We start from the raw sequence: 25,083 nt of genomic DNA, 5'->3' as shown, positions 1-25,083 counted from the left end.
ACAGGAAATGCATTCTCGTGCCTCCCTGGTCGCCGCCGCCGATGGCAATCGGCTGCGAGATGCGGTTAGATGACCGCAACAGGCCGCTTGTGGGAGAAGGTGGCGCGAAGCGCCGGATGAGGGGTCTCTCTCAGCACCGAAAGCGTGGAGAGAAACCCCTCACCCACGTGAGCACGCGTCTGCCAGCGGAGCTGCCCTCTCCCACAAGGGGCGAGGGCACATCAACGTGCACCGCGCTGGTTGATCCAATTGCTAGCTCTTCCGCGTCAGCGAGCACCACATCATGCGCCAGAGATCTCGGCACGCATTGCGCCGCAGCCGGTGGGCGCGGCGCTTGTAGAGGTCGACCAATTCGGCGGCGACGCGGTGCGTGGCGTCGTCCCACTGATGCATCAGAGATCCCGCTCCCAGGTCTCTCCGGTCAGGTTCTGCCCAAAGCTGCGATGCGGCTCGGTGGCGACCAGCTTGAAGCCGGCGTCCTGGTAGATTTTCCGCGCGGCGACCAGAATGCTCTGCGTCCACAGCGTCATGCGGCGATAGCCGCAGGCGCGCGCGAACGAGACGCATTCGGCGACAAGGCGCTGGCCGAGGCCCTGTCCGCGCGCTGCCGGATCGAGCAGCAGGAGACGCAGCTTGGCGACGTCGTCGCTCGCCTTCACCAGAAACACCGAACCGACCGGACGGCCCTCGATGTCGGCGATCCAGCAGCGCTCGCGCGAGGCGTCGTAGGAGGTCATGTATTTTGCGACGATCTCGGCCACCAGCGCCTCGAAACCGGAATCGAAGCCGTATTCGCCGGCATAGAGCGCGCCGTGGCTCTGCACCACCCAGCCCATGTCGCCGGGCCGCGGCTCGCGCAGGGTCGCGGGCGGCGTCGGCGTGCGCGGCATCGCGAGCAGCCGCTCGATCGTCTCCATCGAAGCGGTCAGCCGTCGGCGGTCCTCGCCCGAGAGGGGCCGCAACATCGCGGCGACATCCTCCTGCGTCACCCGCTCGAGCTTGGCGAAGGCCTGACGGCCCTTCGCCGTCAGGCTCAACTGGTATTGCCGGCGGTCGGATGCGAGCGGCTTGCGCGCGATCAGGCCGCTCTCGTCAAAGCTCTGTACGATGCGGCTGAGATAGCCCGGATCGAGCCCGAGCGCGCCGCCGATCTCCTTGGCCGATTGCTCGCCGCCATGGGCGAGCTCATAGAGGACGCGCGCTTCGCTCAGCGAGAACGGACTCTTCAGGAGCTGCTGGTCGAGCACGCCGAGCTTGTGGGTGTAGAAGCGGTTGAATGCGCGAACCGCCTGGACCTGGTCGTTGGAAACCTCTGCGGTCGAATGCGTCAGGCTTGTTGTCATGGGGCACCTCGATACTTGCCATTGTCAATTAATTATTTGACTTTGGCAAGCATCATGCAGGCTCAGCCCACCATGACGATCCGGCTGCGCAGCAGCGTCCGGGAGGAGCGGCCGAGCCGCCGCAACAGGCGGGCCTCGGAACGGCGCGCCTGGGGAGGGTAGCCGCCGATCCGGTCGTAGTGATCGCGCGCGATCAAAAGCCCCTGGTCGCCGAACGGGCCGACGAGCATTCGCGCCACCGCGCGAAACAAGTCGCGCGGTGTGGTATCCGAGTATGGCGAGCGGGAATAGCGGAACACGGCGGCCCGGTCGCGGCCGCTGGCCGCGACGGTCTGGATGAACTGGGTGGTTTCCTCGATCCAGCCGGTTTCGAGCACGGCGCCGGCGTGCAGGAACATCAGCCAGGGCGAACGGGCCTGCAGCGCGCCGGCGGCGAGCGCTGCACCTTGCGAGGATCCCTCGAAACCGATGAAACGACAGCCGGCAACGTCTGCCACGCGCTCGATGACGCCATTGCGGGTGCCGTCGACCAGGAGAACTTCGCGGATGACGCCGGCGGCGGCACCCGGTACCAGCGCGGCCAGCGTAGCGACCGCCGTCTGTTCGACCCCTTTGGTCGGAATGATGACGCTCAGCATGATTGAGGCTTCAGTGGCTCAAATTTCGGAGAAGCGTACCTTGTTATGACGGTGTCATAAACATGCGGCGAGGCCGGGCGCAACGTCTCGGCCGGGCGTCGGCGTTGGATGGTAAACCCGAACGACCCGTCGCATCCGATGTTTGGCCCTTGGCAGACAACTATGCCGAATGTTTCGGCAAATGCCCGCGATGACAGAAACCCGGTATCGCCGCAGCGATTGTCGAGCGTGGGCCGATCATGCTCCCGCAGCGCGGGTCGCGGATCGGCCGCTCAGACAGGAAAGCGCGCAATCATGGAAAAAAGCGACATCATCTGTCCGAAATGTGGAGCCGGGTTCCGTCGGATTACGCTATCATCATTGACCGGCGAGCCCGGTGAATTCCGCTGCACCGTCTGCGATCACGTGCTCGACGTCTTCGATGGATCCCGGGCCGTCATCTACCGCCTCACCGTGGCCCCGAGCAGGATAGTTGCGTGAAGGCCGATCAGCTCACCATTGGCACGACGACATCGCCGAAGCAGGACGCCGCGCCGACCCTGCGGATCCGCGCCGTGATGCTCGGCGACCGCATCAATGCCTCGGGGCTCGAGATCGGCCCGCTGGTCTCATCGATGCCCGCCGCGTTCCGCGTCCATGCCGGACTTGCCGTGATCTTCCGCTACGGTGTCGTGGTCCTGATCGGGCTGCTCCCGTCGGAGGAGAAGGTCTTTATCGACAATCTGAAGCCGCGTGTGATCGGCGAGCTCAGCCCCTATGAGGAGGAGACCGCGCAGGCTCAGCTCTGCAGCGACGAAAGCGCCGAGGCGATTCAGCCGGGCGGCCCGATCTGCCTCGCCAAGTTCTCCGACGACCGGTTGCTCCTGATTGCGGACGCGCTCGCCAAAAGCACGTCGCTGGCGCGCGACGAGCGGCGCGTCGCTGCAGTGTTCGACGTCATCGAGCCCTTCGCGCGCAAGCTCGCCGAGCAGGGCCGCACGCCGCCCCGGCGCAAGGGCATTCTGCAGTTAATCGGCAACGCGCTCCTGGTCCAGCAGCGCGTGGCCGGCCGCGTCGCGATTGCCGAGAAGCCCGACGTGCTCTGGGAGAAGCCGGAGCTCGACCGGCTCTATGCCCGTCTCGAAGACGAGTACGAGCTGACGGAGCGCCTCGAGACGCTCGAGCGCAAGCTCACGGCCATTTCAGAGACGGCCAACGCGCTGACGGACATCATCGACACGCAGCGCTCGCTGCGCCTCGAGGTGGCGGTGGTGGTGCTGATCGTGATCGAGGTCGTGATCGGCGTTTTCCAGATCCTGTCCGGGACTCACTGACGTCTTTGTTGCTCGTCCTCATGGTTCGCCCGGCGATGCAAAGCATCGTCCGGAGACGCGCCGCAGGGCGGCGCTCCTCACCATGAGGGTCTAGAATTTCGCCACGAAATAAGACCTCATCCTGAGGAGCCTGCCAGCAGCGGGCGTCTCGAAGGATGGCCACAAAGAGACTGAGCCACTCTCTCAAGGGCGCTCGCTCTGCCGCAGCACCGCCGCGCAGTGCCACGCCATGGCCAGTTCCTCGTTGGTCGGTATGACGAAGACGTCGACGGCGCTATCGTGGCGGTGGATGGCCTCGCGCGCCTCGCCATTGGCAGTTGCATCGATCCGCACGCCGAGCCAGGCGAGCCGCGCACAGATCTCGCTGCGGATCTCGCGGCTGTGCTCGCCGATGCCGCCGGTGAAGACCAGGCAGTCCAGCCCCTGCAGCGTGCTCGCCATCATCGCCACCTGCTGCGCCACACGGAAGGTGAAGAGATCGATCGCCTCTTTCGCCGCGGCGTCGCCGCTTGCGAGCAGCGTGCGCATGTCTGCCGAGATTGCGGAGACGCCGAGCAGGCCCGACTCGTGATAGAGTAGGTGCTGCACGGCAGCGCGCGACATCTTCTCGTGATCGAGCAAATAGAGCAGGACGCCGGGATCGATGGTGCCGCAACGCGTGCCCATCACCAGCCCGTCGAGCGGCGTCAGTCCCATCGTGGTGTCGACGCTGCGGCCGGCACGGAGCGCGCAAAGGCTCGCGCCATTGCCGAGATGCGCGATGACGGTGCGGCCCGCGACACGCGGCGGTGCGATCTCGGCAAGGCGGCCTGCAACATATTCGAACGAGAGGCCGTGGAAGCCGTAGCGCCGGAGGCCGCGCTCTTCATAGCGCCTCGGAATGGCGAACCGGCTCGCCGGCGGTGCGAGGCCGTCGTGAAAGGCAGTGTCGAAACAGGCGATCTGCGTCAGTCCGGGCCGGATCGCGCTGATGGCGCGGACCGGCGCCAGGCAGCGCGGCTGATGCAGCGGCGCAAGCGGCGTCAGCGCGTCGAGCCTCGCGACGACATGCTCCGTCAACTCGACCGGACCGGAATACTCAGGGCCGCCATGCACGATGCGGTGGCCGACGCAGCGCAGGCGGCAATCGCCGAAGGATTTTTCGACGAAGCCGAGGACATCGGCGAACAGAGCATCGCCGCCCGCCTCCGACGCTGTCCGTTGCGTTTCGTACAGATCTTCACCTGCGGGGCTTCTCACAACGAGCTGCGGCTTGGTCTCGTGCTCGTCGAGCAGACCGTTGCAGAGCAGGACGGGTGCGGCCGCCGAGATATCGAACAGGCCAAACTTGATGCTGGACGAGCCGGTGTTGAGGACGAGAGCTGCGTCTGACATGGCCCACCGTCAGTCGCCGGCTTCCGCCGGAGTCTTGCCGCCCGCGCTGCCCGGCCAGACCCAGTCGCGGATCTCCGGCATGTCCTCGCCATGCTCGCGCACATAACGCGAATGCCTGATCAGCGCGTCGCGGAATTGCTGTTTCACTTGTGCAGCTTTGGTCGCGAGATCAGGCACGCGCTCGATCGCCTCGATCGCGAGGTGATAGCGGTCGAGCTGGTTGAGCACGACCATGTCGAACGGCGTCGTCGTGGTGCCTTCCTCGGCGAAGCCGCGCACATGCATGCCGCCGTGATTGGTGCGGTTATAAGTCAGGCGATGGATCAAATAGGGATAGCCGTGATAGGCGAAGATCACCGGCTTGTCGCGCGTGAACAGGCTGTCGAAGTCGCGATCGGACAGGCCATGCGGATGCTGCTCCTTCGGTTGCAGCGTCATCAGGTCGACCACGTTGACGACGCGGATCTTCAGATCCGGCAGCGCCTTGCGCAGGAGGTCCACGGCGGCGAGCGTCTCCAGCGTCGGCACGTCGCCGGCGCAGGCCATCACCACGTCGGGCTCGCTGCTCGCATCTTCTGTCCCCGCCCACGTCCAGATGCCGATGCCGGCATCGCAATGGGTGATGGCCTCTTGCATCGAGAGCCATTGCGGCGCCGGCTGCTTACCCGCGACGATCACGTTGACGCGGTCGTAGGTGCGCAGGCAGTGATCTGCGATCCACAAGAGCGTGTTGGCGTCCGGCGGGAAATAGACGCGGACGATGTCGGCTTTCTTGTTGGTGACAAGATCGACGAAGCCGGGGTCCTGGTGGCTGAAACCGTTGTGGTCCTGACGCCAGACATGCGAGGTCAGGAGATAATTGAGTGAGGCGATCGGGCGCCGCCACGGCAGATCGCGCGAGACCTTCAGCCATTTGGCATGCTGATTGAACATGGAATCCACGATGTGGATGAAGGCTTCATAGCAGGAGAAGAAGCCGTGGCGTCCGGTGAGCAGATAGCCTTCGAGCCAGCCCTGGCAGAGATGCTCGCTCAAGACCTCCATCACGCGGCCGTCCTGCGCGAGATGCACGTCGTAGGGCTCGGTTTTCTCCATCCACGCCCGCTCGGTGGCCTCGAACACCGCATCGAGCCGGTTTGACGCGGTCTCGTCCGGTCCCATGATGCGGAAGTTGCGCGCATCCGCATTGAGGCGGACGACCTCGCGCAGGAACTTGCCGAGCTCGCGCGTGGCTTCCGCCGCTACGCCGCGGGGCCGCTGTAGCTCGACCGCGAAGCCGCGATAGTCCGGCAGCTTCAGCTCCTTCTTCAACAGCCCGCCATTGGCATGCGGATTGGCGCCCATGCGGCGGTCGCCTTCAGGCGCCAGCGCCTGGAGCTCGGGAATCAGCCTGCCGTCGGCGTCGAAGAGTTTTTCCGGCTCGTAGCTGCGCATCCAGTGCTCGAGCAGCTTCAGATGCGCGGGATTTTCCCGGCAATTGGCAACCGGCACCTGATGCGCACGCCAGAATCCTTCGACCTTGAGGCCGTCGACCTCTTTCGGGCCGGTCCAGCCCTTCGGGCTGCGCAGCACGATCATCGGCCAGCGCGGCCGCTCGACCGCCGTGCGCCCGTCGCGGGCGTGCTGCTGGATCGAGCGGATGCTGGTGAGCGCGACGTCGAGCGCATCCGCCATGGTTCGATGCATGAGTTTCGGATCGTCGCCCTCGACGAATAGCGGCTCGTGGCCATAGCCCCGGAACAGCTCGCGGATCTCCTCGTCGCGCATCCGCCCGAGCACGGTCGGGTTGGCGATCTTGTAGCCGTTGAGATGGAGGATCGGCAGCACAGCGCCATCATGGGCCGGGTTCAGGAACTTGTTCGAGTGCCAGGACGCGGCGAGCGGGCCGGTCTCGGCTTCGCCGTCGCCGACGACGCAGGCGACGATCAGGCCTGGATTGTCGAACGCTGCGCCATAGGCGTGCACCAGCGCGTAGCCGAGCTCGCCGCCTTCATGGATCGAGCCCGGTGTTTCCGGTGCCGCGTGACTCGGAATGCCGCCGGGGAAGGAGAACTGCCTGAAAAGCTTCCGCAATCCGTCCGCGTCGCGCCCGATATCGGGATAGATCTCGCTGTAAGTGCCTTCGAGATAGGTGTTGGCGACCATGCCCGGGCCGCCATGGCCGGGACCGCAGACGTAGAGGACGTTGAGGTCGAGCGCGCGGATGACGCGGTTGAGATGGGCATAGATGAAGTTCAGTCCCGGCGTGGTGCCCCAATGGCCGAGCAGGCGCGGCTTGATGTGCTCGGGCCGCAAGGGTTCGCGCAACAGCGGATTGTCCATGAGGTAGATCTGGCCGACCGAGAGATAATTGGCGGCGCGCCAATATTGATCGAGGAGGTCGAGGTCGCCGGTCGCGGCGCCTGCTTGTTGTCTGTCTGTCATGTTTCTGCCGACCCTTCACGCAACGACCGTCACCAACCTTGTTGGCGCAAGATCGATCCCTGGCGGGCATCGAACGGGATCGCGACGGCGACCCCTTGCGCGATGTCAAAATCCTCCGCCCAAACTTTGGGCGGCTTGTTTTGCGGATTTTTGCTCTCGTTCTTGATTTGTTCCTGTCAGATGCTATCTTGGCTGCATGAGTCGAGCATCCTCTCATGCCCTCAGGCACCCGCCGGTCACGGCGCCCTCCGAGCCGGCGGGTGCGCCTTCCGATTTCCCCGAGCTTTCGGTCGCCATCGACCGCGAGCGCAGGCGAGGGCGGGGCGCGCAATCCAACGCCAGCGGCCGCTATGAGGCCGAGGCGCGCGTCGCCTTCGACGATGGCTGGCAGAGCCTGGACGAGCTGCCGGCGTTCAAGACCACGGTTGCTGTCGACACCTCGCGCAAGGTGATCACCCGCAACGATTCCCCCGATATCGGCTTCGACCGCTCGATCAATCCGTATCGCGGCTGTGAGCACGGCTGCGTCTATTGCTTCGCGCGGCCGACCCACGCCTATCTCGGCCTCTCCCCCGGGCTCGATTTCGAGTCAAAACTGTTCGCCAAGCCCGAAGCGGCGGCGCTGCTGGAGAAAGAGCTCGCCGCACCCGGTTACGAGCCGCGGATGATCGCGATCGGGACCAACACCGATCCGTACCAGCCGATTGAGCGCGAGCGCAAAATCATGCGCGGCATTCTGGAGGTGCTTGAGCGCGCCGGCCATCCGGTCGGCATCGTCACCAAATCGGCGCTGGTGGTGCGCGACATCGACGTTCTCGCGCGGATGGCGAAGCGGAACCTTGCGAAGGTCGCGCTCTCGGTCACGACGCTCGATCCCAAACTCGCGCGCACCATGGAGCCGCGGGCGTCCACGCCGCCGAAGCGGCTGGAGGCGCTGAAGAAGCTCTCGGATGCCGGCATCCCGACCACCGTCATGGTCGCGCCCGTGATCCCCGCGCTGAACGATTCCGAGATCGAGCGCATTCTGGATGCCGCCGCGCATGCCGGTGTCAAGGAAGCATCCTATGTCCTGTTGCGGCTGCCGCTCGAGGTGCGCGATCTCTTCCGCGAATGGCTGCTGGCGAACTATCCGGACCGTTATCGCCACGTCTTCACCCTGATCCGCGACATGCGCGGCGGTCGCGACTACGATTCGAAATGGGGCGAGCGGATGAAGGGCACCGGCCCGATGGCCTGGACCATCGGCCGTCGCTTCGAGATCGCCTGTGACAGGCTCGGGCTCAACAAGCGGCGCTCGAAACTGACGACGGATCATTTTGCGAAGCCCAAACGGAACGGCGATCAGCTCAGCCTGTTCTGAGAAACAAAAACTGACGAGGCGTGTATGAGCGAGGAATTCACCGTCCCGGTGCCGCGGCTCACCGTCATCACGCTCGGCGTGAGCGACATCCGTGCCAGCATCGCCTTCTATGAAGCGCTCGGCTTTGCCCGCAGGCTGAAGGTGACCGGCGAGGCGGTCGCCTTCTTCGACACCGGCGGTCCGGTGCTTGCCCTGTTTCACTGGGACAAGCTCGCTGCGGATGCCACCCTGCCGGATAGGCCAAGGCCACCTGCCTTTCGCGGCATGACGCTCGCCTGGAACTGCCGGACGCGCGAGGAGGTCGACGCGGTGCTGGCGTTTGCCGTCGGCAAGGGAGCCGCTTTGCTAAAGGCCGCGCACGAGACCGACTATGGCGGCTATTCCGGCTATTTTACCGATCCCGATGGCCATCCCTGGGAGGTGGTAGTCGCGCCGGGCATTGAGGTCGGCGACGATCGGCGCGTGCATCTCGCAGAGTGAGGCGGCTCCATCTGAATAACGGGAATTATCCCGGGTTCCCGGTTGCGCAACCGGGACCGCTTGCGCACTGTCCCGACCATGATTCGAGACAAATCCGCCAGCAAGCCAGCCAAGGACGCGCCAAAGAAGGACGCGGCCAAGAAGGCTGTGCCAAAGGCGGCCAAAGCGTCAGTTGGCAAGACTTCAGTAGACAAGACTTCAGGAGACAAGGTTGCGGCGGGCAGCGCCGAGGCCGCCAAGAGCGCAGCCAAGAAAGAGATCATCGTCGTCGCGCCGCCGAGCTTTCGCCGCGAGCGGGCGCTGATCAAGCGTGGCGTCTGGCCGGTGGCGGGCTGCGACGAGGCCGGCCGCGGGCCGCTCGCCGGCCCCGTGGTGGCGGCTGCCGTGATCCTCGATCCCAACCGCATTCCGCGCGGCATCGACGATTCCAAGCGGCTGACCGCGGAGGAGCGCGAGAAGTTGTTCGACAAGATCTGCGCGACCGCACAGGTCTCGGTCGCCGTCGCCTCGCCGGGGCGGATCGATCGCGACAATATTTTGCGCGCTTCGCTGTGGGCGCTGAAGCGTGCGGTGCTGGCGCTGCCCGAGGCGCCCCGCCATGTCTTTGTCGACGGTCGCGACCGGCTCGACACGGCTTGCGACTGCGAGGCCGTGATCGGCGGCGATGGACTCGTCGTGTCGATCGCCGCGGCCTCGATCGTCGCCAAGGTGACGCGGGATCGTCTAATGTGCGCGCTGGCGCAGGACTGCCCGGGCTACGGCTTCGAGCAGCACAAGGGCTATGCCGTTCCGGAGCACCTCGAGGCGCTCGACCGCCTCGGCCCCTCCGTCCACCACCGCAGCTTCTTCGCCCCCGTCGCCGCCGCCCGCGCCAAGCACATGCCCTGGACCGTAGAGCCGGTGGTGGATCTGTTCTCTGTGACGGAGGTGGAGGTCGACGCGGAGGTGGAAGCCGACGCTTCCGCGAATCTCTAGAACGCCCGCAGTGCACCTTCTTCGCCTCTCCCCGTAAGAACGGGGAGAGGGAGTAGACGGTCGTTGCCACGACGCGCAGCGCGCTTTATCAAATCAGGGCAAAGCGAATAGGGCCGGCTTGGACGGGTTGGCTGCATCTTTCGGACGTTGCATGCGGTTTACCTCCCTCGTCATCGAGCTCATTCGCGCCCGGCCGCGGCTGGTCGTGTGGATCGTGGTGTTGTTGCAGGCCGCGATGTGGCTGTTCGTGGCGCTCGTGTTCTACCGCAGCCCGCCCGGCAACCTCGCAACCCTTCTGGCCTTCGGCCGCGAATACCAGGTCGGCACCGATCTCGGCCCGCCCTTGCCGATCTGGCTTGCCGACATCGCTTACCGTACCGCGGGCGGCCATATGTTCGGCGTCTACGTCCTGGCCGAGCTCTGCGAGATCGCGACCTTCGTCGCGCTTTATCATCTCGCGCGCGCCGTGGTCGGCAGCCAGCAGGCGGTGCTCGCGGTGCTGCTAACCATGACGGTGCTGGCCTTCTCTTCGCCCGCGCTCGACTTCGGCCCCTTGGTGCTGGCGCGGCCGCTCTGGACGCTGCTCCTGCTGCATTCCTGGCAAATCATCGGCCAGCGCCGCGGCAATGCCTGGTTCGCCTGGTCGATCGAGGCGGGGCTGTTGCTGCTGACGACGCCGGCGGCGATCTTTCTCCTCTCGCTGCTCGCCATCTTCGCGGTTGCGACCGCCGGCGGCCGCCGGACACTGCGCGCGCTCGACCCGCTGTTTGCGATCGTGGTCGTCGCCGTGCTGGCACTGCCCTATGCGGTCTGGCTGATGCGCGCCGAGACGCTCGTCCTGCCGCCCCTGCCGCAAGTCTCCGAGCTGAACGCCCGCGCACTCAACGCGGCCTGGCTGCTCGGCGGTCTCGTGCTCGGCGCAGCGGCGGTTCCCGCGCTGGCCTTCCTCAACACCGGTTGGTTCGCCGGCAAGACCGAGGAGCCGCCGATCATCTATCGGCCGTCGGTCGCGCCGCTGGCGCAAAGCTTCGTCTACTTCTTCGCGCTCGCGCCGGCCCTCGGTGCGGTCCTGATCGCTGGCCTGTTCGGTCTCGACGGTGTCGTCGGCGGCGCCGGCGTCGTGCTGGTGATGGCGGGGCTTGCCGTGGTCGTGGCGGCCGGCGATCTGATCGCGATGCGGCGCGCGCGGATGCTGCGCACGGTGTGGGCCGCGGCGGTCGTGGCGCCGGCGGCGGGCGTTGTGCTGGCCGTCCTGGCGATGCCCTGGACCGGCACCGGCGAGATCGCGACCTCGATGCCGGCGCGCGCGATCTCCGACTTCTTCGACGAGAGCTTTGCACGACGTACCAATCATCGCCTGCGCGCCGTCGCCGGCGAGACCCAGCTTGCAAGCCTGATTGCGCTGCATTCCGGTCGGCCGCATCTCTTCATCGATGCCGATCCTGCACGCACGCCCTGGATGACATCGGCGAAATTCAGCGAGACCGGCGGCGTCGTGGTCTGGCGCGCCTCCGACACGGCCGGCACGCCGCCGCCGGACATCCTCAAACGCTTCCCCGGCATCGTGCCCGAAGTGCCGCGCGCCTTCGAATGGCTGGTGACCGGACGCCAGCAACTCCTGCGCGTCGGCTGGGCCATCGTGCGGCCGAAGGGGACGTGACGCATTCTCGCGTTTTGTCCGTCGTCATTGCGAGCGCAGCGAAGCAATCCAGAATCTTTCCGCTGTGACGGTCTGGATTGTTTCGCTGCGCTCGCAATGACGGGGAGGGGCCGTTCCGCCCCTCACGATGTTGCCAGCACCTTCGCGATCGCGCGCAGATCCTGCCAGGCCAGCCGCTTGTAGGCCGGCGAGCGGAGCAGATAGGCCGGGTGGAAGGTCGGCAGCGCGCGGATCGTGCGTTGGCCTGTGTCGTAGTCGAACCAGCGGCCGCGGGTGCGCATGATGCCTTCACGCGTCGACAGCAGCGTCTGCGTCGAGGGATTGCCGAGCGTCACCAGCACGTCGGGATTCACCAGTTCGATCTGGCGCTGGATGAAGGGCAGGCAGATCTGTGTCTCCTGCGGCGTCGGCGTTCGGTTGCCGGGCGGCCGCCACGGGATCACGTTGGCGATATAGGCGTTGCTGCGGTCGAGCCCGATCGCGCCGATCATGCGGTCGAGCAGTTTTCCGCTTCGGCCGACGAAGGGCAGGCCCTCGATGTCCTCGTCGCGCCCCGGCGCCTCGCCGACGAACATGATGCGCGCCTGCGGATTGCCGTCGGCGAACACCAGCCGCGTCGCGGTGTGTTTCAGCGCGCAGCCCTCGAAGCTTTGCATCAGCTCGCGCAGCGCCTCGAGCGTCGGCGCGGTGCGCGCGGCCTCGCGCGCCGAGGCGATTGCAATGTCGGGAGCGGGCGCCGCCTCGCCGCGCATCACGGCGGGCGCGGCCACTGGCGGCGGCGCCTCCGCCGGCTGTGCCACGCGCGCGGGCGGCGGCGGGGCGTCGACCTCGGCCAGCCGGTCGATCGGTTCTTCCGCCAGCGCGCAATCGACACCGGCCTCCAGATAGAAGGCTAGAAGCTCGCGGACGGTGGGGGTAGGTTCGGGGATCATCTGGAAGGTCTGACTTTTATATCAGTTTGGGCCGCCTTGCATCCCAGCGGAACGCATTTCCGAGGTTGTCCTACCCGGAAAAATCGGAAACAAGGGGGCGCAAATGACAAGGAACCGTCTCAAGGGCTGAGATCAGATGAGCACCGAAGAACTCCCCCCGCGCGAATCCATGGAATTCGACGTCGTCATTGTCGGCGCCGGCCCTTCGGGCCTGGCGGCCGCGATCCGGCTGAAGCAGCTCAATGCCGATCTCAACGTCGTCGTAGTTGAAAAAGGCTCCGAGGTCGGCGCACACATTCTCTCGGGCGCGGTGATCGATCCTGCGGGCCTCGACAAGCTGATTCCCGACTGGCGGAATGATCCCGACTGCTCGTTGAAAACGCAAGTCAAGGACGACCGCTTCTACTGGATGACGGGTGGCGGCGCGATCAAGCTGCCGAACTTCATCATGCCGCCGCTGATGGACAACCATCACTGCTACATCGGCTCGCTCGGCAATGTCTGCCGCTGGCTGGCGCGCAAGGCCGAAGCGCTCGGCGTCGAGATCTATCCGGGCTTTGCGGCCGCCGAAGTGCTCTACGACGATGAGGGCAAGGTGCGCGGCATCGCCACCGGCGACATGGGCATCGGCAGGGACGGCAAGCCGAAGGACTCCTTTACCCGTGGCATGGAATTGCTCGGCAAGTACACGCTGTTCGCCGAGGGCGCCCGCGGCAGCCTCACCAAGCAGCTCATCAACAAGTTCGCGCTCGATGCGAAGTGCGAGCCGCCGAAATTCGGCATCGGCCTCAAGGAGGTCTGGCAGATCGACCCCGCCAAGCATCAGAAGGGCATGATCCAGCATTCGTTCGGCTGGCCGCTCGACATGAAGACCGGCGGCGGCTCGTTCCTCTATCACTACGACGACAACCTCGTCGCCGTCGGCTTCGTCGTGCATCTGAACTACGACGACCCGTACCTGTCGCCGTTCGACGAGTTCCAGCGCTTCAAGACTCATCCGTCGATCCGCGGCACCTTCGAGGGCGCCAAGCGGCTCGCCTACGGCGCGCGCGCCATCACCGAAGGCGGCTACCAGTCGGTGCCGAAGCTCAGCTTCCCCGGCGGCGCGCTGATCGGCTGCGCGGCCGGCTTCGTCAACGTGCCGCGCATCAAGGGCGTGCACAATGCGATGGGCAGCGGCATGCTCGCCGCCGAGCACGTCGCGGCCGCCATCGCCGCCGATCGCGCCAATGATGAGCTCGTCGAGTACGAGAACGCCTGGCGTTCCTCGTCGGTCGGCAAGGATCTGTTCCTGGTCCGCAACGTCAAGCCGCTGTGGTCGAAGTTCGGCACGGTGCTCGGAGTCGCGCTCGGCGGCTTCGACATGTGGTGCAACACGCTGTTCGGCGCGTCGCTGTTCGGCACCCAGTCGCATGCCAAGCCCGACCGCGCCACGCTCGATCCGGCCAAGCAGCATACGCCGAAGGTCTACCCGAAGCCGGATGGCAAGATTTCGTTCGACAAGCTGTCCTCGGTGTTCCTGTCCAACACCAACCATGAGGAGGACCAGCCGGTTCACCTCAAGGTCACGGACATGAATCTGCAGAAGACGTCCGAACACGATGTCTTCGCAGGACCCTCGAACCGCTATTGCCCGGCCGGCGTTTATGAGTGGGTCGACGAAGACACAAGCCCGCGCTTCGTCATCAATGCCCAGAACTGCGTCCACTGCAAAACCTGCGACGTGAAGGACCCCAACGGCAACATTACCTGGGTTCCCCCGGAGGGCGGCGGCGGTCCGAACTACGAGGCGATGTAGGGGAAGGCCGAAAAGTTAATCCGACGCACGTTCGCGTGAGGAACGGGCCGCGGCAGGTCGCTCGCGGCCACGATAAGGCCATAGTGGGAGCGTCTTGGGGCGCACTTGGCTGATTTGGGGCGCGCGGAGGGGATCGCCGGTCCGAATCCTTGCGGTGAGGCGCCAAAAGCGGCATTGTCGGCCTGACGGTTCCGGGTCCAGATGCCGCCGGCCGCGTTCGTATGCGAGACGGCCTTCTGCTGCAAACCCAGGCACTACCAACTCAAGGCGAGCCCTGATGTTTTCAAATCGTTTCAACCGCTGGACTGTTGCCGCCATCGCCCTTGCGGGCTCCGCGCTCGTCGCGGCCCCCGGTGCGGTCCTGGCGCAGACGCCGGATCATCCGGAGAACACGGCGGCGCAGTTTCCGACCCGAAACGATCTGAAGTCGCTGACCACCTCCGGCAGCTATCTCGCCGCCCGCCACGCCAGCGTCGAACGCGATGCCGCCTCCGCAGCCGCCTTCTACCGCTCGGCGCTGCGCACCGATCCCAAGAACAACGAGCTGCTCGACCGCGCCTTCATCTCGTCGGTCGCCGACGGCGACATCGATGAAGCGGTCAAGCTCGCCGAGCGCATCCTCACCATCGACAAGACCAACCGCGTCGCGCGTCTCGTGGTCGGCGTGCATGATCTCAAGCTGAAGAAATATTCGGCCGCGCAGAGCAACATCAACCAGTCGATCCGCGGTCCGATCACCGATCTCGTCGCTACGCTGCTGTCGGGCTGGGCCGCTTACGGCGCCGGCGATTCCAAGGGCGCTGTCGCTGGCATCGACAAGCTGGCCGGCCCCGAATGGTATCCGCTGTTCAAGGACCTCCATACCGGCATGATCCTCGAGCTCGCCGGCAAGGAGAAGGATGCCGGTACCCGCTTCGAGCGCGCCTACAAGCTCGACGATTCCATGCTGCGCGTGGCCGAGGCCTATGCGCGCTGGCTGTCGCGCAACAAGGACGCGGCCGCCGCAACCGCCATCTACGCGGCCTTCGACAAGAAGCTTGCCCGTCATCCGCTGATCCAGGAAGGCCTGCGCGAGACCCGCGCCGGCAAGAAGATGCCGCCGCTGGTCGATTCCGCGCAGGCCGGTGCGGCCGAGGCGCTCTACGGCATCGGCGCCACGCTGACCCGCCGCGGTGGCGAGGATCTGGCGCTGGTCTATCTCCAGCTCTCGCTCTATCTCCAGCCCAGCCATCCGCTGGCGCTGCTCTCGCTCGCCGATCTCTACGAATCGGTGAAGCGGCCGCAGATGGCGATCAAGGTCTACGAGCGCGTGCCGGCGTCCTCGCCCCTGAAGCGCAACGCGCAGATCCAACTCGCGGTCGACCTCGACTCCGCCGATCGTACCGACGAGTCGATCAAGATTCTCAAGGGCGTGGTGAGCGAGGATCCCAAGGATCTTGAAGCCATCATGGCGCTCGGCAACATCGAGCGCGGCCGCAAGAAGTTCGGCGACTGCGGTGCGACCTATTCGCAAGGCGTCGACGTGCTGCCGCCCGGCAACGACAAGGCCAACAGCGTCTGGTATTACTATCGCGGCATTTGCGAGGAGCGCTCCAAGCAGTGGAGCAAGGCCGAGGCCGACATGAAGAAGGCGCTCGAGCTGCAGCCCGACCAGCCGCACGTGCTCAATTATCTCGGCTATTCCTGGATCGACCAGGGCATCAACCTCGACGAAGGCATGAAGATGATCAAGCGTGCCGTCGAGCAGCGCCCCGATGACGGCTACATCGTCGATTCTCTCGGCTGGGCCTATTACCGCATCGGCAATTACGAAGAAGCGGTGAAGAACCTCGAGCGCGCGATCGACCTGAAGCCCGAGGATCCCACCATCAACGATCACCTCGGCGATGCCTATTGGCGCGTCGGCCGCACGCTGGAAGCGAAATTCCAGTGGGCGCATGCCCGCGATCTCAAGCCCGAGCCGGAGGAGCTGCCGAAGATCGAGGCCAAGATCGCAGGCGGTCTCACCGACGACAATTCGAACTCCTCGGCTGCCCAAGCCGAGAAGAAGAAGGACGACGGCAAGGGCGGCTGAGCTGCGCGCATGATCCGGAAAAGTGTGCAGCGGTTTTCCGATAAGATCATGCGCAAAACAAAGAGACTCCTGGGGGCGTGTCGCCGATGCCGGCGTTGATCGAAGAGGGGCGTGCGAAGGTCAACTTAAGCCTTCGCGTGGTCGGCCGTCGCGCCGACGGCTATCATGATCTCGAAAGCGTGGTCGCCTTCGCCGACTGCGCTGACCGGCTCACGCTGGAGCCGGGCGGCGAGCTTCGGCTTACCACCACGGGGCCGCTCGCCGCGGCCTGCGGCGACACGTCCGACAATCTTGTTTTCAAGGCGGCCAAGCTTTTGGCCGACGCTGTGCCGAACCTGAAGTTAGGCGCCTTCGCGCTCGACAAGGTTCTGCCGGTCGCAGCGGGCATCGGCGGCGGCTCGGCCGATGCGGCGGCAGCGCTGCGGCTGCTCGCCCGTCTTAACGATCTCGCACTCGATGATCCCCGCTTGCAGCGGGTCGCGCTGGCGACCGGTGCCGACGTGCCAGTGTGTCTGCTCTCGCGCGCCTGCGACATGACCGGCGTCGGCGAACAGCTCTTGCCCTTGATGCTCCCGAGCATGCCTTGCGTCATGGTCAATCCGCGCGTGCCGGTTGCGACCAAGGATGTGTTCCAGGCGCTTGGCCTGCTCAACGGTGAGCTCCTGGTCGGCGCCACCGACGTCATCGAGGCTCCGGCCTGGCCGGAGGAGGGGGCGTCCATCGCCGACTGGGTCGAGGTTCTCGAAACCGTGGCCAACGACCTCGAAGCGCCCGCGATGCGCATCGAGCCCGTGATCGGCGACGTGCTGGAAGCCTTGCGCGCGTCTGCCGGCGTCAAGCTCGCCCGCATGTCGGGCTCCGGCGCCACCTGCTTTGCGATCTTCGGCGCGCCCGCCGAGGCGCACGCTGCAGCCGAGCAAATCCGCAGGGATCATCCCGGCTGGTGGGTGCATGCGGGGACGTTGAGCTAAGCCTCCCGCGTCATTGCGAGCGAAGCGAAGCAACCCAGCATCCGCCCGCGGCGACTTGTAGGCGATCATCTGCGCCGCCGCGTCTTCGATCGTGCGATAGCGACGCGGTGTGCGGTCGTGCAGCTTGTCGAGCTGGCCGATCCATTTGGTGATGCGCTCGTGTGCCGGCGGCTTCTCCGCATCCGGCAGGACGGTCACACCGTCGAGGACCACCAGCGCAGAGACCTGCTCGGGACATGATCCCGAATAGATCAGGCTCACCATCCCGCCCATCGAGTGGCCGATCAGGATCACCTGGGGCGCCGCGACGGCGCGGACGAGCTGCGCGAGATCGTACACATATTCGGTCAGGGCGTAGCTGCCGCCCCTGGTCCAATCGGAATCGCCGTGCCCGCGGAGGTCGGGCGCGAGCACGTGAAAGTGCGGCTGCAACGATCGGGCGATGCTGTCCCAGCTCCGGCAATGATCGCGGCCGCCGTGAACCAGGATGACGGTTGGCGCCCCCTCGTTGCCCCAGTCGGCATAATGCAGCCGCAGGCTGTGGGACTCGTAGTAGCGACTTTGCGGAACGAGCATCGTGCTGCGATCCTCTCTGACCGGTTGCGCTAGCTATGCACCGGCCGCCGCGCCAGCGCGAGCGAAAGGCCGAGGCCCGCGATGAAGACGCCGGAGCCTTGCGTGAGGCGCCGCATCAGATGCGGCCGGCCGATCAGGTGCCTGCGTGTTGCGGATGCCATCAGCACGACGACGACATCGGCTAGCGTGTTCAGCGCCACCGAGATCGCGCCGAGCATGATGAATTGCAGCGTGAGGCTCGATCCCAAGGGATTGAGGAACTGCGGAACGAAGGCGAGGAAGAACGCTGCGGTCTTCGGGTTCAGCGCCTCGACCAGCATGCCGTCGCGAAAGGCGCGCCTCTCGCCGACGGCCTCGCTCTCCAGCGAAAGTGCGCGGCCGGCGCCGCGAAATGTGCGGATGCCGAGCCACACCAGATATAACGCGCCGACGAATTTCACCACGGCAAACAGCTCGGCGCTCGCAAGGATGATCGCGGAGATGCCGAGGCTGCCCGCCACCACGTGAACCATCCCGCCCAGCGCGGTGCCCGCCGTCGATGCGAAGCCGCTCGCACGCCCTTCCGACAAGGTTCGTGCCGCGACGTAGAAGATGCCGGGGCCGGGCACGGCGGCAATGACGATAGCGGCCGCCAGAAACAGCCAGAAACTCGTTTCACTCATTGCGCGCGGATCCATGCTTCGAGAGTAGGCTCGCCGCTCACCTGCTTGCCAACAAGTTCGACCGCACGCAAGCGGAGGATCGTCGTGATCTTGCGGTCCTGACGAGATCGTCTAGCCCATCTGCCGGAAGATCACGCTGGCATTGACACCGCCGAAGCCGAACCCGTTGGAGATGGCGTACGCCATCGGCATCGATCGTGCCGCCCCCGCCACGATGTCGATGCCCTCGGCCCCTGGATCGGGGCTTTCGAGATTGAGTGTCGGCGGAGCGGTCTGGTCGCGCAAGGCGAGGATGGTGAAGATCGCCTCCAGCCCTCCGGCGGCGCCGAGCAGATGACCGGTGGCCGATTTCGTCGCGCTCACCGCAATGCTGCGGTCGCGGCCGAACAGTGCGCCGATGGCGGCAAGCTCGCTCTCGTCGCCGGCCGGCGTCGACGTTGCATGCGCATTCAGGTGCTGCAGATCGGCCGGCTCCAGCCGCGCCTGACGCAGCGCGATCTCCATGGCGCGGCGGGCGCCGTCGCCATCGGGCGGACCCGACGTCATGTGATAGGCGTCCGCCGTCGTGCCATATCCGACGATCTCGGCGATCGGTGCAGCGCCGCGGGCGAGGGCATGATCCAGCTCCTCGATCACCAGGATGCCGGCGCCTTCGCCCATGACAAAGCCGTCGCGGTCGCGATCGAACGGGCGGGAGGCCCGCGCGGGCTCATCGTTGAAGCGGCTCGACAGGGCGCGGGCGGCCGCGAAGCCGCCGAGACTGACGAGATCGATGCAGGCCTCAGTGCCGCCGCAGATCGCGACGTCGGCCTCGCCCGCGCGGATCATGCGCGCGGCATCACCGATCGCCTGCACACCGGCGGCGCAGGCCGTGACCGGCGTCCCCAGCGGTCCCCTGTAGCCGTGTTTGATCGAGACGTGACCGGCGGCGAGATTGGCCAGAAACGAGGGGATGGTGAACGGCGACAGCCGGCGCACGCCGCGCTGGTCGGTAGTGCGCGCCGCTTCCACCATCGCCGGAAATCCGCCGACACCGGAGGCGATGATCGTCGCGGTCCGCTCCAGCGCCGCCGCGTCCTGCGGCGTCCATCTGGCCTGCGCGACTGCCTCTGCGGCGGCGAGCAGTGCGAACAGGATGAAGCGGTCCATCTTGCGCTGATCCTTCTGCGCTGCCGCCTGTGCGGGGTCGAAGCCGCCTTCGATGTCGTCGGTCTTGTCGGGCACCAGTCCGGCGATGCGCGCCGGCAGCGGCTGCGACCACTCGGGCAGAACACGCAGCCCGCTGCGTCCGGCGAGCAGCCGGCGCCAGGACAGTTCGACACCGCAGCCGAGCGGCGACACCGCTCCCATTCCCGTCACGACGATACGACGCATGTCAGTCTCCAGCCGGCGCGACGGCCGGGTTCATGGCCCTGAGTGAGGCGAGCCGCTGCCGCATCCCGCGGCTCGCGCGCGGGCCGGGAATGACGACCGCATTGGCCAGCGTGATCGGATGCATGTTGGCGGCGTCGACGACGACCGGATCGAGCGGGCGAATGTCGTCCCTGCTCGCCAGCACGATCGCCTCGCCCTTCGGCGCGAGATGCTTATTGCCCCAGGCGAGCAGCGCCACGATCACCGGGAAGAAATCCCGCGCCTTCGGTGTCAGGACATATTCGTAGCGCGGCGGACGCTCGCTGTAGCGGCGGCGGATGAACATGCCGGTCTCGGTGAGATGGGCGAGGCGCCGCGACAGGATGTTCGGCGCGATCCCGAGACTTTGCGAAAACTCGTCGAAGCGCGTCGCGCCCTGAAACGCATCCCGCAGGATCAGGATGCTCCACCATTCGCCGACCGTTTCCACGGCGCGACCCACCGGGCATTCGAGGATGGAGGGGGATTTGGGCTGCATCGGAGCATGCTAGAGGGGTAACTTTCAAAATGCAAGTAACTTAACCGATAGCATCAGATCGCGGGTGGAGCGAATAGAGATGTGCGGCAGGCGTTTGCCGCTCTCGTGCCTCGGACGCAGCGCAGCGCTTCTTTGGCGATGCGCTGCAGAGCCGGGGCCCATGTTGCCGATTGTCGCGCGTGTTGCGTGAGTCCCGGCTCTGCGCTGCAACGCTAAAGGGGCATTGCAGCGCGTCCAGGACACGAGACTGAATGGTGATCCTCCGTCATTGCGAGCGCAGCGAAGCAATCCAGAGTCTTACCGCGCGGACAGACTGGATTGCTTCGCTGCGCTCGCAATGACGATGTTGATGCAGAAGCGGTGCTATCTCAGCGGCGTCGTCCCGGCCTAGTGCGCAACTGCGCACTCGGCCGGGACGACACCGAGTATGAAGCGGGCTGTGTGCCGAAACGTGAGCTAGTGCGATCGCGCCAGGCAGAACGCGACGACCTGCTCCAGCGCACTCTTCATCGGCGAGGACGGGAACAGAGCGAGCGCGTCCACCGCCATGGCGCCGTAGTGCTGGGCGCGGCTCAGCGTATCCTCGAGCGCGCGGTGCTTGTTCATCAGGCCGATGGCGTGGTCGAGGTCGGCGTCGCCGATCTCGCCGCGCTCGAGCGCGCGTACCCAGAACGCGCGCTCACTATCATTGCCGCGGCGGAAGGCGAGCACCACCGGCAGCGTGATCTTGCCTTCGCGGAAATCGTCGCCGATGTTCTTGCCGAGCTTGGCGCTTTTGCCGCCATAGTCGAGCACGTCATCGACGAGCTGGAAGGCGATGCCGAGATTCATGCCGACCGAGCGGCAGGCTGTCTGCTCCGCCTTCGGGCGGTTGGCGATCACCGGCCCGACCTCGCAGGCGGCCGCGAACAGCTCGGCCGTCTTGCCGCGGATCACGGCAAGATATTCGTCCTCGGTGGTTGCGGTATTCTTGGCGGCGGCAAGCTGCATCACCTCGCCCTCGGCGATGGTCGCGGCGGCCGCGGAGAGGATGTCGAGCGCCCGGAGCGAGCCGACCTCCACCATCATGCGAAAGGCCTGGCCCAGCAGGAAGTCGCCGACCAGGACGCTTGCCTCGTTGCCCCAGAGCATGCGCGCCGACAGCTTGCCGCGCCGCATCTCGCTCTCGTCGACGACGTCGTCGTGGAGCAGGGTCGCGGTGTGCATGAACTCGACGGAGGCGGCTAGCTTGATGTGGCCATCGCCGGTGTAGCCGGCGAGGTTGGCCATGGCGAGCGTCAGCATCGGCCGCAGGCGTTTTCCTCCGGAGGAGATCAGGTGGTTGGCTACCTCCGGGATCATGGTCACCTCGGAGCCGGTTCGCGACAGTATCGTCGCGTTGACGCGCTCCATGTCGGGGGCGACAAGGGCAACCAGCTCTTCGATCGACGCGCCGGGGGTTTCGAAAGGTACGATGACGGCCACGCCGGTCTCCAATATTTGCCCCGGAGGGGCTATTCTGATGGAAAGACAATAGAAACTGCCGGCGGATGCGGCAAGTGCCGCGGAACCATTGACATTGGCCGCTTACCCCCTTTCAGGCAGGAGGCTCGTTTTGCGCGAACTGGTTCGGACCAACGATTTGGTGCTGGTGTCGGCGATCGGCGCGCTGCTCGACGGCGCGAACATCCATCATCTGGTGCTGGACCAGAACATGAGCATCATCGAGGGCTCGCTCGGCATCCTGCCGCGCCGGATCCTGGTCCACGAGGAGGATGCCCGGGAGGCGCGGCAGCTCCTGACCGAAGCCGGGCTCCGTCACGAATTGCGCGGCGATGACTGAGGCCATTGCAGATATCACCGAGGACGCCTTTCTCGGCGGGCAGTTGCGGCTGAGGCAGAAACGGTCCGGCCACCGCGCCGGGCATGACGCCATTCTGCTTGCGGCTGCGACGCGAGCCGAGGCCGGCGAGCGGGTGGTCGATCTCGGCGCCGGCGTTGGCGCGGCCGGGCTTGCGCTCGCCCGGCGCGTCCCCGGAATTAGGCTCAGTCTGGTCGAGATCGATCCGGAGCAGGCGGAACTCGCGCGCGCCAATGCAGCGACGAACGCGATTTCCGCCGATGCGATCGTGCTCGACGTCACGGCGGATGCGTCAGCCTTCGCTGCGAACGGGCTTTCGCCCGACAGCACCGACGTGGTGCTGATGAACCCGCCCTTCAACGATCCGGCGCGGCATCGCGGCTCGCCGGATCAGGCGCGCCACACCGCGCATGTGGCCACTGACGAAACGCTGCATGCGTGGGTGCATGCGGCGCGACGCATCCTCAAGTCGGGTGGCGCGCTTACCTTGATCTGGCGTGCGGATGGGATTGCGGAGGTGCTGGCAGCGCTGTCACGCGGCTTCGGCAGCTTGTCCGTCCTGCCCGTTCATGGCGAGGCAGGACGGCCTGCGATCCGTGTGCTGGTGCGTGCAGTCAAAGGGGGCAAGGCGCCGACCCAACTGCTGCCCGGCCTCATGCTTAACGAAGCGTCAGCCGTGCCCAAAAATGAGGTGAAGGAGATTCTCGAAGGCAGGGCGGTCCTGCCGCTGGCAGCGTCCTGAAAGCTTACTGCGGAAGCGATTCCGACTGCTGTTCCTGCGGGGACGTGAAGCGAATCGCCGTGAAAAGTGCACCGATCAGCATCAACAGCAGATAGATTTTCATGGTGTTTGTCTCCGCTGTTTCATTCCAGCCTCCCAACGGCTGCTTTGCAAAACACGTTCCAGGCACCTCCAATGACAGTCGCGTGATAAGGAAGGGTTAATGTGAGGTAACGCGCGGGGCGAAAGATGAAGCAATGTCGTTTCGGTTCAGGACGATTTGCTCCGCCGTTCGAGCCGCATCAGAACATGGTGAAGTCCGCTGTAAGCCGGTCAGCGCGTAAGGGCGTGAACTCCGGCAGCGGCGGGTTGCACCAATGTTGATCGATCACGCAGCTTGTGAGGAGATCGAGTCATGCCGCCTCCGAAACGCTGTTCTCGGAAGACGAGGCGTTTTCACAATAGCGGCTGATACCTCACGCTCCGCAAATTATGCGCGCGTCACCTTCGGTGATGGGCGGACGGGTCCTCTGCTGCTGCCCGATCCTGGTCCGGACGCGGCATTCCCTGTCCTTGCTGGGACCTGCTTCTCTTTCCGGCTTCGAAACCATCTGCTATCAGCCCCTGCAGCCTGCCGATTGCGGGGCTGAGGACGCCGAGGATGCCGACATCGACATGCCAACGGAACCCCACCGTCGACCGGATGTCCGGCAGGACAAGCCGATCACTATTGTTCGGTACAGAGGACTGTGAGGTAACGGCATGGCCGAGCAATTGAATGATCGCGGGGGCTCGGGCCTTGCCGACAAACTGATGCAATATCTGCCGGCGCGCTTTCGCCCCGGTGCGGCGGTCGTACCGGTGGTGCGGCTGTCGGGCGTTATCGGCGCGGTGACGCCGCTGCGTCCGGGCATGACGCTCGCCGGCGTTGCCCGGGTGCTGGAGCGCGCCTTCGCGTATCGCAATGCCAAGGCGGTGGCGCTGGTGATCAATTCGCCCGGCGGCTCGCCGGTGCAGTCGCGCCAGATATTCTTGCGCATCAAGCAGCTCGCGGCGGAGAAGAAGCTGCCGGTGCTGGTGTTCGTCGAGGACGTCGCGGCCTCCGGCGGCTACATGATCGCCTGCGCGGGCGACGAGATCTTCTGCGATCCCTCCTCGATCCTCGGCTCGATCGGCGTGGTCGGCGGCAGCTTCGGCTTCCAGGAGGCGATCAAGCGGCTCGGCATCGAGCGGCGCCTCTACACCGCCGGCGCGCACAAGGCGATGCTCGATCCGTTCCTCCCGGAAAACCCCGATGACGTGGCGCGGCTCAAATCGATTCAGCGCGAGATCCACGACATCTTCATCGCGCTGGTGAAGGGAAGCCGCGGCGCGCGGCTGAAGGGTGCGGACGATACCCTGTTCACCGGCGAATACTGGGCCGGCGAAAGCGCGATCGCGCTGGGACTGGCCGACGGCATCGGCGATCTCCGCTCAACTCTTCGTGCCCGTTACGGCGAGAAGGTTCTCACCCCCGTGATCGCGCAGCCGACCGGGCTGCTCTCCGGCCTTCTGGGGCGGAAATCGCCGGGCGCAGGCCAGCTTTCGGCCATGGAATCGGTGGCGGGGCTGCCGGACGAACTGATTTCGGCGCTGGAAACCAGGGCGATTTGGGCGAAATTCGGGTTCTAGAGGTTTCGTCGGCCCGCGCCATTTGGTCCGCAGCGAACCAATTGCGGTGCCGGCCCGTCTGCGCAAGAATGTGCATGGGGGCTGAGCATTGAACAAGGATCGACCGATGCCGCCGTTCGTCGCTTTCGCGGGCGTCTTGGGCGGGCTTGCCGTGGTCCGCTGGGCCTACAAGACCGCCATCCGGATCAACGAGGAGCTGGAGGAGATGCGCCTGTCGCGCGTCGCCGAAGCCGCTCGCATGGGGGAAATACAGACGCTGAAGCGTGACCCCGTGACCGGAGCGTATCGCCCGGGTTAGCTGCGCTTTTTCACACGACATCATTCTGGGGCGCCCGAAGGGCGCCCCCAGAATCCCCAGATTCCGGGTTCGATGCTCCAGG

At 65.7% G+C, this 25,083-nt stretch carries 23 protein-coding genes and 1 pseudogene; 13 read left to right on the top strand and 11 right to left on the bottom strand.

What is annotated here, in order from left to right:
• Positions 1-252: 252 nt before the first annotated feature.
• From MTR72_RS06235 to MTR72_RS06225, 3 genes are all read right to left on the bottom strand, one after another.
• Complete coding sequence (locus MTR72_RS06235; protein WP_280965456.1) at positions 253-393, bottom strand: hypothetical protein; 141 nt, start codon at positions 391-393, stop codon at positions 253-255.
• On the bottom strand, positions 393-1,343 hold the full coding sequence (locus MTR72_RS06230; RefSeq protein WP_280965455.1) for a bifunctional helix-turn-helix transcriptional regulator/GNAT family N-acetyltransferase: 951 nt from the start codon (positions 1,341-1,343) through the stop codon (positions 393-395). The genes MTR72_RS06235 and MTR72_RS06230 overlap by 1 nt, the downstream gene beginning before the upstream one ends.
• Positions 1,344-1,405: 62 nt before the next feature.
• Positions 1,406-1,981 carry a glycosyltransferase gene (locus MTR72_RS06225; RefSeq protein ID WP_280965454.1) on the bottom strand — a complete coding sequence of 192 codons (576 nt, stop codon included), beginning with the start codon at positions 1,979-1,981 and terminating at the stop codon, positions 1,406-1,408.
• 108 nt (positions 1,982-2,089) lie between these two features.
• On the opposite strand from MTR72_RS06225, the gene MTR72_RS06220 reads away from it, so the two are divergent.
• Complete coding sequence (locus MTR72_RS06220) at positions 2,090-2,461, top strand: MJ0042-type zinc finger domain-containing protein (protein ID WP_341510228.1); 372 nt, start codon at positions 2,090-2,092, stop codon at positions 2,459-2,461.
• Positions 2,458-3,294, top strand: a complete 837-nt coding sequence (locus tag MTR72_RS06215) for an RMD1 family protein (RefSeq protein WP_280965452.1) — start codon at positions 2,458-2,460, stop codon at positions 3,292-3,294. Before MTR72_RS06220 ends, MTR72_RS06215 begins: the two co-directional genes overlap by 4 nt.
• 183 nt (positions 3,295-3,477) lie before the next feature.
• Here MTR72_RS06215 and MTR72_RS06210 read toward each other — a convergent pair whose 3' ends face one another.
• Positions 3,478-4,668, bottom strand: a complete 1,191-nt coding sequence (locus MTR72_RS06210; protein ID WP_280965451.1) for an acetate/propionate family kinase — start codon at positions 4,666-4,668, stop codon at positions 3,478-3,480.
• A gap of 9 nt (positions 4,669-4,677) precedes the next feature.
• Positions 4,678-7,092 carry a phosphoketolase family protein gene (locus tag MTR72_RS06205; protein ID WP_280965450.1) on the bottom strand — a complete coding sequence of 805 codons (2,415 nt, stop codon included), beginning with the start codon at positions 7,090-7,092 and terminating at the stop codon, positions 4,678-4,680.
• Positions 7,093-7,288: 196 nt separating this feature from the next.
• On the opposite strand from MTR72_RS06205, the gene MTR72_RS06200 reads away from it, so the two are divergent.
• The 4 genes from MTR72_RS06200 to MTR72_RS06185 all read left to right on the top strand — a co-directional run bounded on the left by MTR72_RS06200 (position 7,289) and on the right by MTR72_RS06185 (position 11,567).
• Positions 7,289-8,452: a PA0069 family radical SAM protein gene (locus tag MTR72_RS06200; RefSeq protein ID WP_280965449.1), complete on the top strand. Its 1,164-nt coding sequence runs from the start codon at positions 7,289-7,291 to the stop codon at positions 8,450-8,452.
• 24 nt (positions 8,453-8,476) lie between these two features.
• A complete protein-coding gene (locus tag MTR72_RS06195) occupies positions 8,477-8,932 on the top strand; it encodes a VOC family protein (protein ID WP_280965448.1) in 456 nt (151 codons plus the stop codon).
• Positions 8,933-9,010: 78 nt separating this feature from the next.
• Positions 9,011-9,907 carry a ribonuclease HII gene (locus MTR72_RS06190; RefSeq protein WP_280965447.1) on the top strand — a complete coding sequence of 299 codons (897 nt, stop codon included), beginning with the start codon at positions 9,011-9,013 and terminating at the stop codon, positions 9,905-9,907.
• 151 nt (positions 9,908-10,058) lie between these two features.
• The gene (locus tag MTR72_RS06185; protein WP_280965446.1) at positions 10,059-11,567 is read left to right on the top strand and encodes a glycosyltransferase family 39 protein; all 1,509 of its coding nucleotides are present in this window, start codon (positions 10,059-10,061) and stop codon (positions 11,565-11,567) included.
• Between the two features lie 122 nt (positions 11,568-11,689).
• On the opposite strand, the gene MTR72_RS06180 is transcribed toward MTR72_RS06185, so the two are convergent.
• Positions 11,690-12,499 (bottom strand): uracil-DNA glycosylase, encoded by an 810-nt coding sequence (locus tag MTR72_RS06180; protein ID WP_280965445.1) that lies wholly within the window; start codon positions 12,497-12,499, stop codon positions 11,690-11,692.
• A 136-nt stretch (positions 12,500-12,635) separates the two neighbouring features.
• Here MTR72_RS06180 and MTR72_RS06175 point away from each other — a divergent pair, with 136 nt between their 5' ends.
• The 3 genes from MTR72_RS06175 (at position 12,636) to MTR72_RS06165 (ending at position 17,342) form a co-directional block, all read left to right on the top strand.
• On the top strand, positions 12,636-14,297 hold the full coding sequence (locus MTR72_RS06175) for an electron transfer flavoprotein-ubiquinone oxidoreductase (protein ID WP_280965444.1): 1,662 nt from the start codon (positions 12,636-12,638) through the stop codon (positions 14,295-14,297).
• A gap of 277 nt (positions 14,298-14,574) precedes the next feature.
• On the top strand, positions 14,575-16,371 hold the full coding sequence (locus MTR72_RS06170) for a tetratricopeptide repeat protein (RefSeq protein ID WP_280965443.1): 1,797 nt from the start codon (positions 14,575-14,577) through the stop codon (positions 16,369-16,371).
• An 86-nt stretch (positions 16,372-16,457) separates the two neighbouring features.
• Positions 16,458-17,342 carry a 4-(cytidine 5'-diphospho)-2-C-methyl-D-erythritol kinase gene (locus MTR72_RS06165; protein ID WP_280965442.1) on the top strand — a complete coding sequence of 295 codons (885 nt, stop codon included), beginning with the start codon at positions 16,458-16,460 and terminating at the stop codon, positions 17,340-17,342.
• Here the strand turns inward: MTR72_RS06165 and MTR72_RS06160 are convergent.
• From MTR72_RS06160 to MTR72_RS06140, 5 genes and pseudogenes are all read right to left on the bottom strand, one after another.
• Positions 17,292-17,918 (bottom strand): annotated as a pseudogene (locus MTR72_RS06160) (alpha/beta fold hydrolase); the annotation flags it as partial. The gene MTR72_RS06165 and the pseudogene MTR72_RS06160 overlap by 51 nt on opposite strands.
• 29 nt (positions 17,919-17,947) lie before the next feature.
• Entirely contained in the window at positions 17,948-18,580 is a 633-nt protein-coding gene (locus tag MTR72_RS06155) for a LysE family translocator (RefSeq protein ID WP_280965440.1), read from the bottom strand.
• 111 nt (positions 18,581-18,691) lie between these two features.
• Positions 18,692-19,954 (bottom strand): beta-ketoacyl-ACP synthase II, encoded by a 1,263-nt coding sequence (fabF, locus tag MTR72_RS06150; protein WP_280965439.1) that lies wholly within the window; start codon positions 19,952-19,954, stop codon positions 18,692-18,694.
• Between the two features lies 1 nt (position 19,955).
• Positions 19,956-20,471, bottom strand: coding sequence for a winged helix-turn-helix transcriptional regulator (locus MTR72_RS06145; protein ID WP_280965438.1), 516 nt, complete (start codon positions 20,469-20,471; stop codon positions 19,956-19,958).
• Positions 20,472-20,927: 456 nt separating this feature from the next.
• On the bottom strand, positions 20,928-21,935 hold the full coding sequence (locus MTR72_RS06140) for a polyprenyl synthetase family protein (RefSeq protein WP_280965437.1): 1,008 nt from the start codon (positions 21,933-21,935) through the stop codon (positions 20,928-20,930).
• Between the two features lie 130 nt (positions 21,936-22,065).
• Here MTR72_RS06140 and MTR72_RS06135 point away from each other — a divergent pair, with 130 nt between their 5' ends.
• The 4 genes from MTR72_RS06135 to MTR72_RS06120 all read left to right on the top strand — a co-directional run bounded on the left by MTR72_RS06135 (position 22,066) and on the right by MTR72_RS06120 (position 25,001).
• On the top strand, positions 22,066-22,293 hold the full coding sequence (locus MTR72_RS06135; RefSeq protein WP_280965436.1) for a putative signal transducing protein: 228 nt from the start codon (positions 22,066-22,068) through the stop codon (positions 22,291-22,293).
• Complete coding sequence (locus MTR72_RS06130; RefSeq protein WP_280965435.1) at positions 22,286-23,053, top strand: tRNA1(Val) (adenine(37)-N6)-methyltransferase; 768 nt, start codon at positions 22,286-22,288, stop codon at positions 23,051-23,053. Before MTR72_RS06135 ends, MTR72_RS06130 begins: the two co-directional genes overlap by 8 nt.
• A gap of 741 nt (positions 23,054-23,794) precedes the next feature.
• Positions 23,795-24,703, top strand: coding sequence for a S49 family peptidase (locus tag MTR72_RS06125; RefSeq protein ID WP_280965434.1), 909 nt, complete (start codon positions 23,795-23,797; stop codon positions 24,701-24,703).
• Positions 24,704-24,809: 106 nt separating this feature from the next.
• Positions 24,810-25,001: a hypothetical protein gene (locus tag MTR72_RS06120; RefSeq protein WP_280971048.1), complete on the top strand. Its 192-nt coding sequence runs from the start codon at positions 24,810-24,812 to the stop codon at positions 24,999-25,001.
• Positions 25,002-25,083: the final 82 nt, after the last annotated feature.

The organism is Bradyrhizobium sp. ISRA442 (assembly GCF_038085055.1).
Classification (GTDB): Bacteria; Pseudomonadota; Alphaproteobacteria; order Rhizobiales; family Xanthobacteraceae; genus Bradyrhizobium.
Note: the sequence above shows the minus strand (reverse complement) of the source record. Positions and strands in the feature narration are given on the sequence as shown.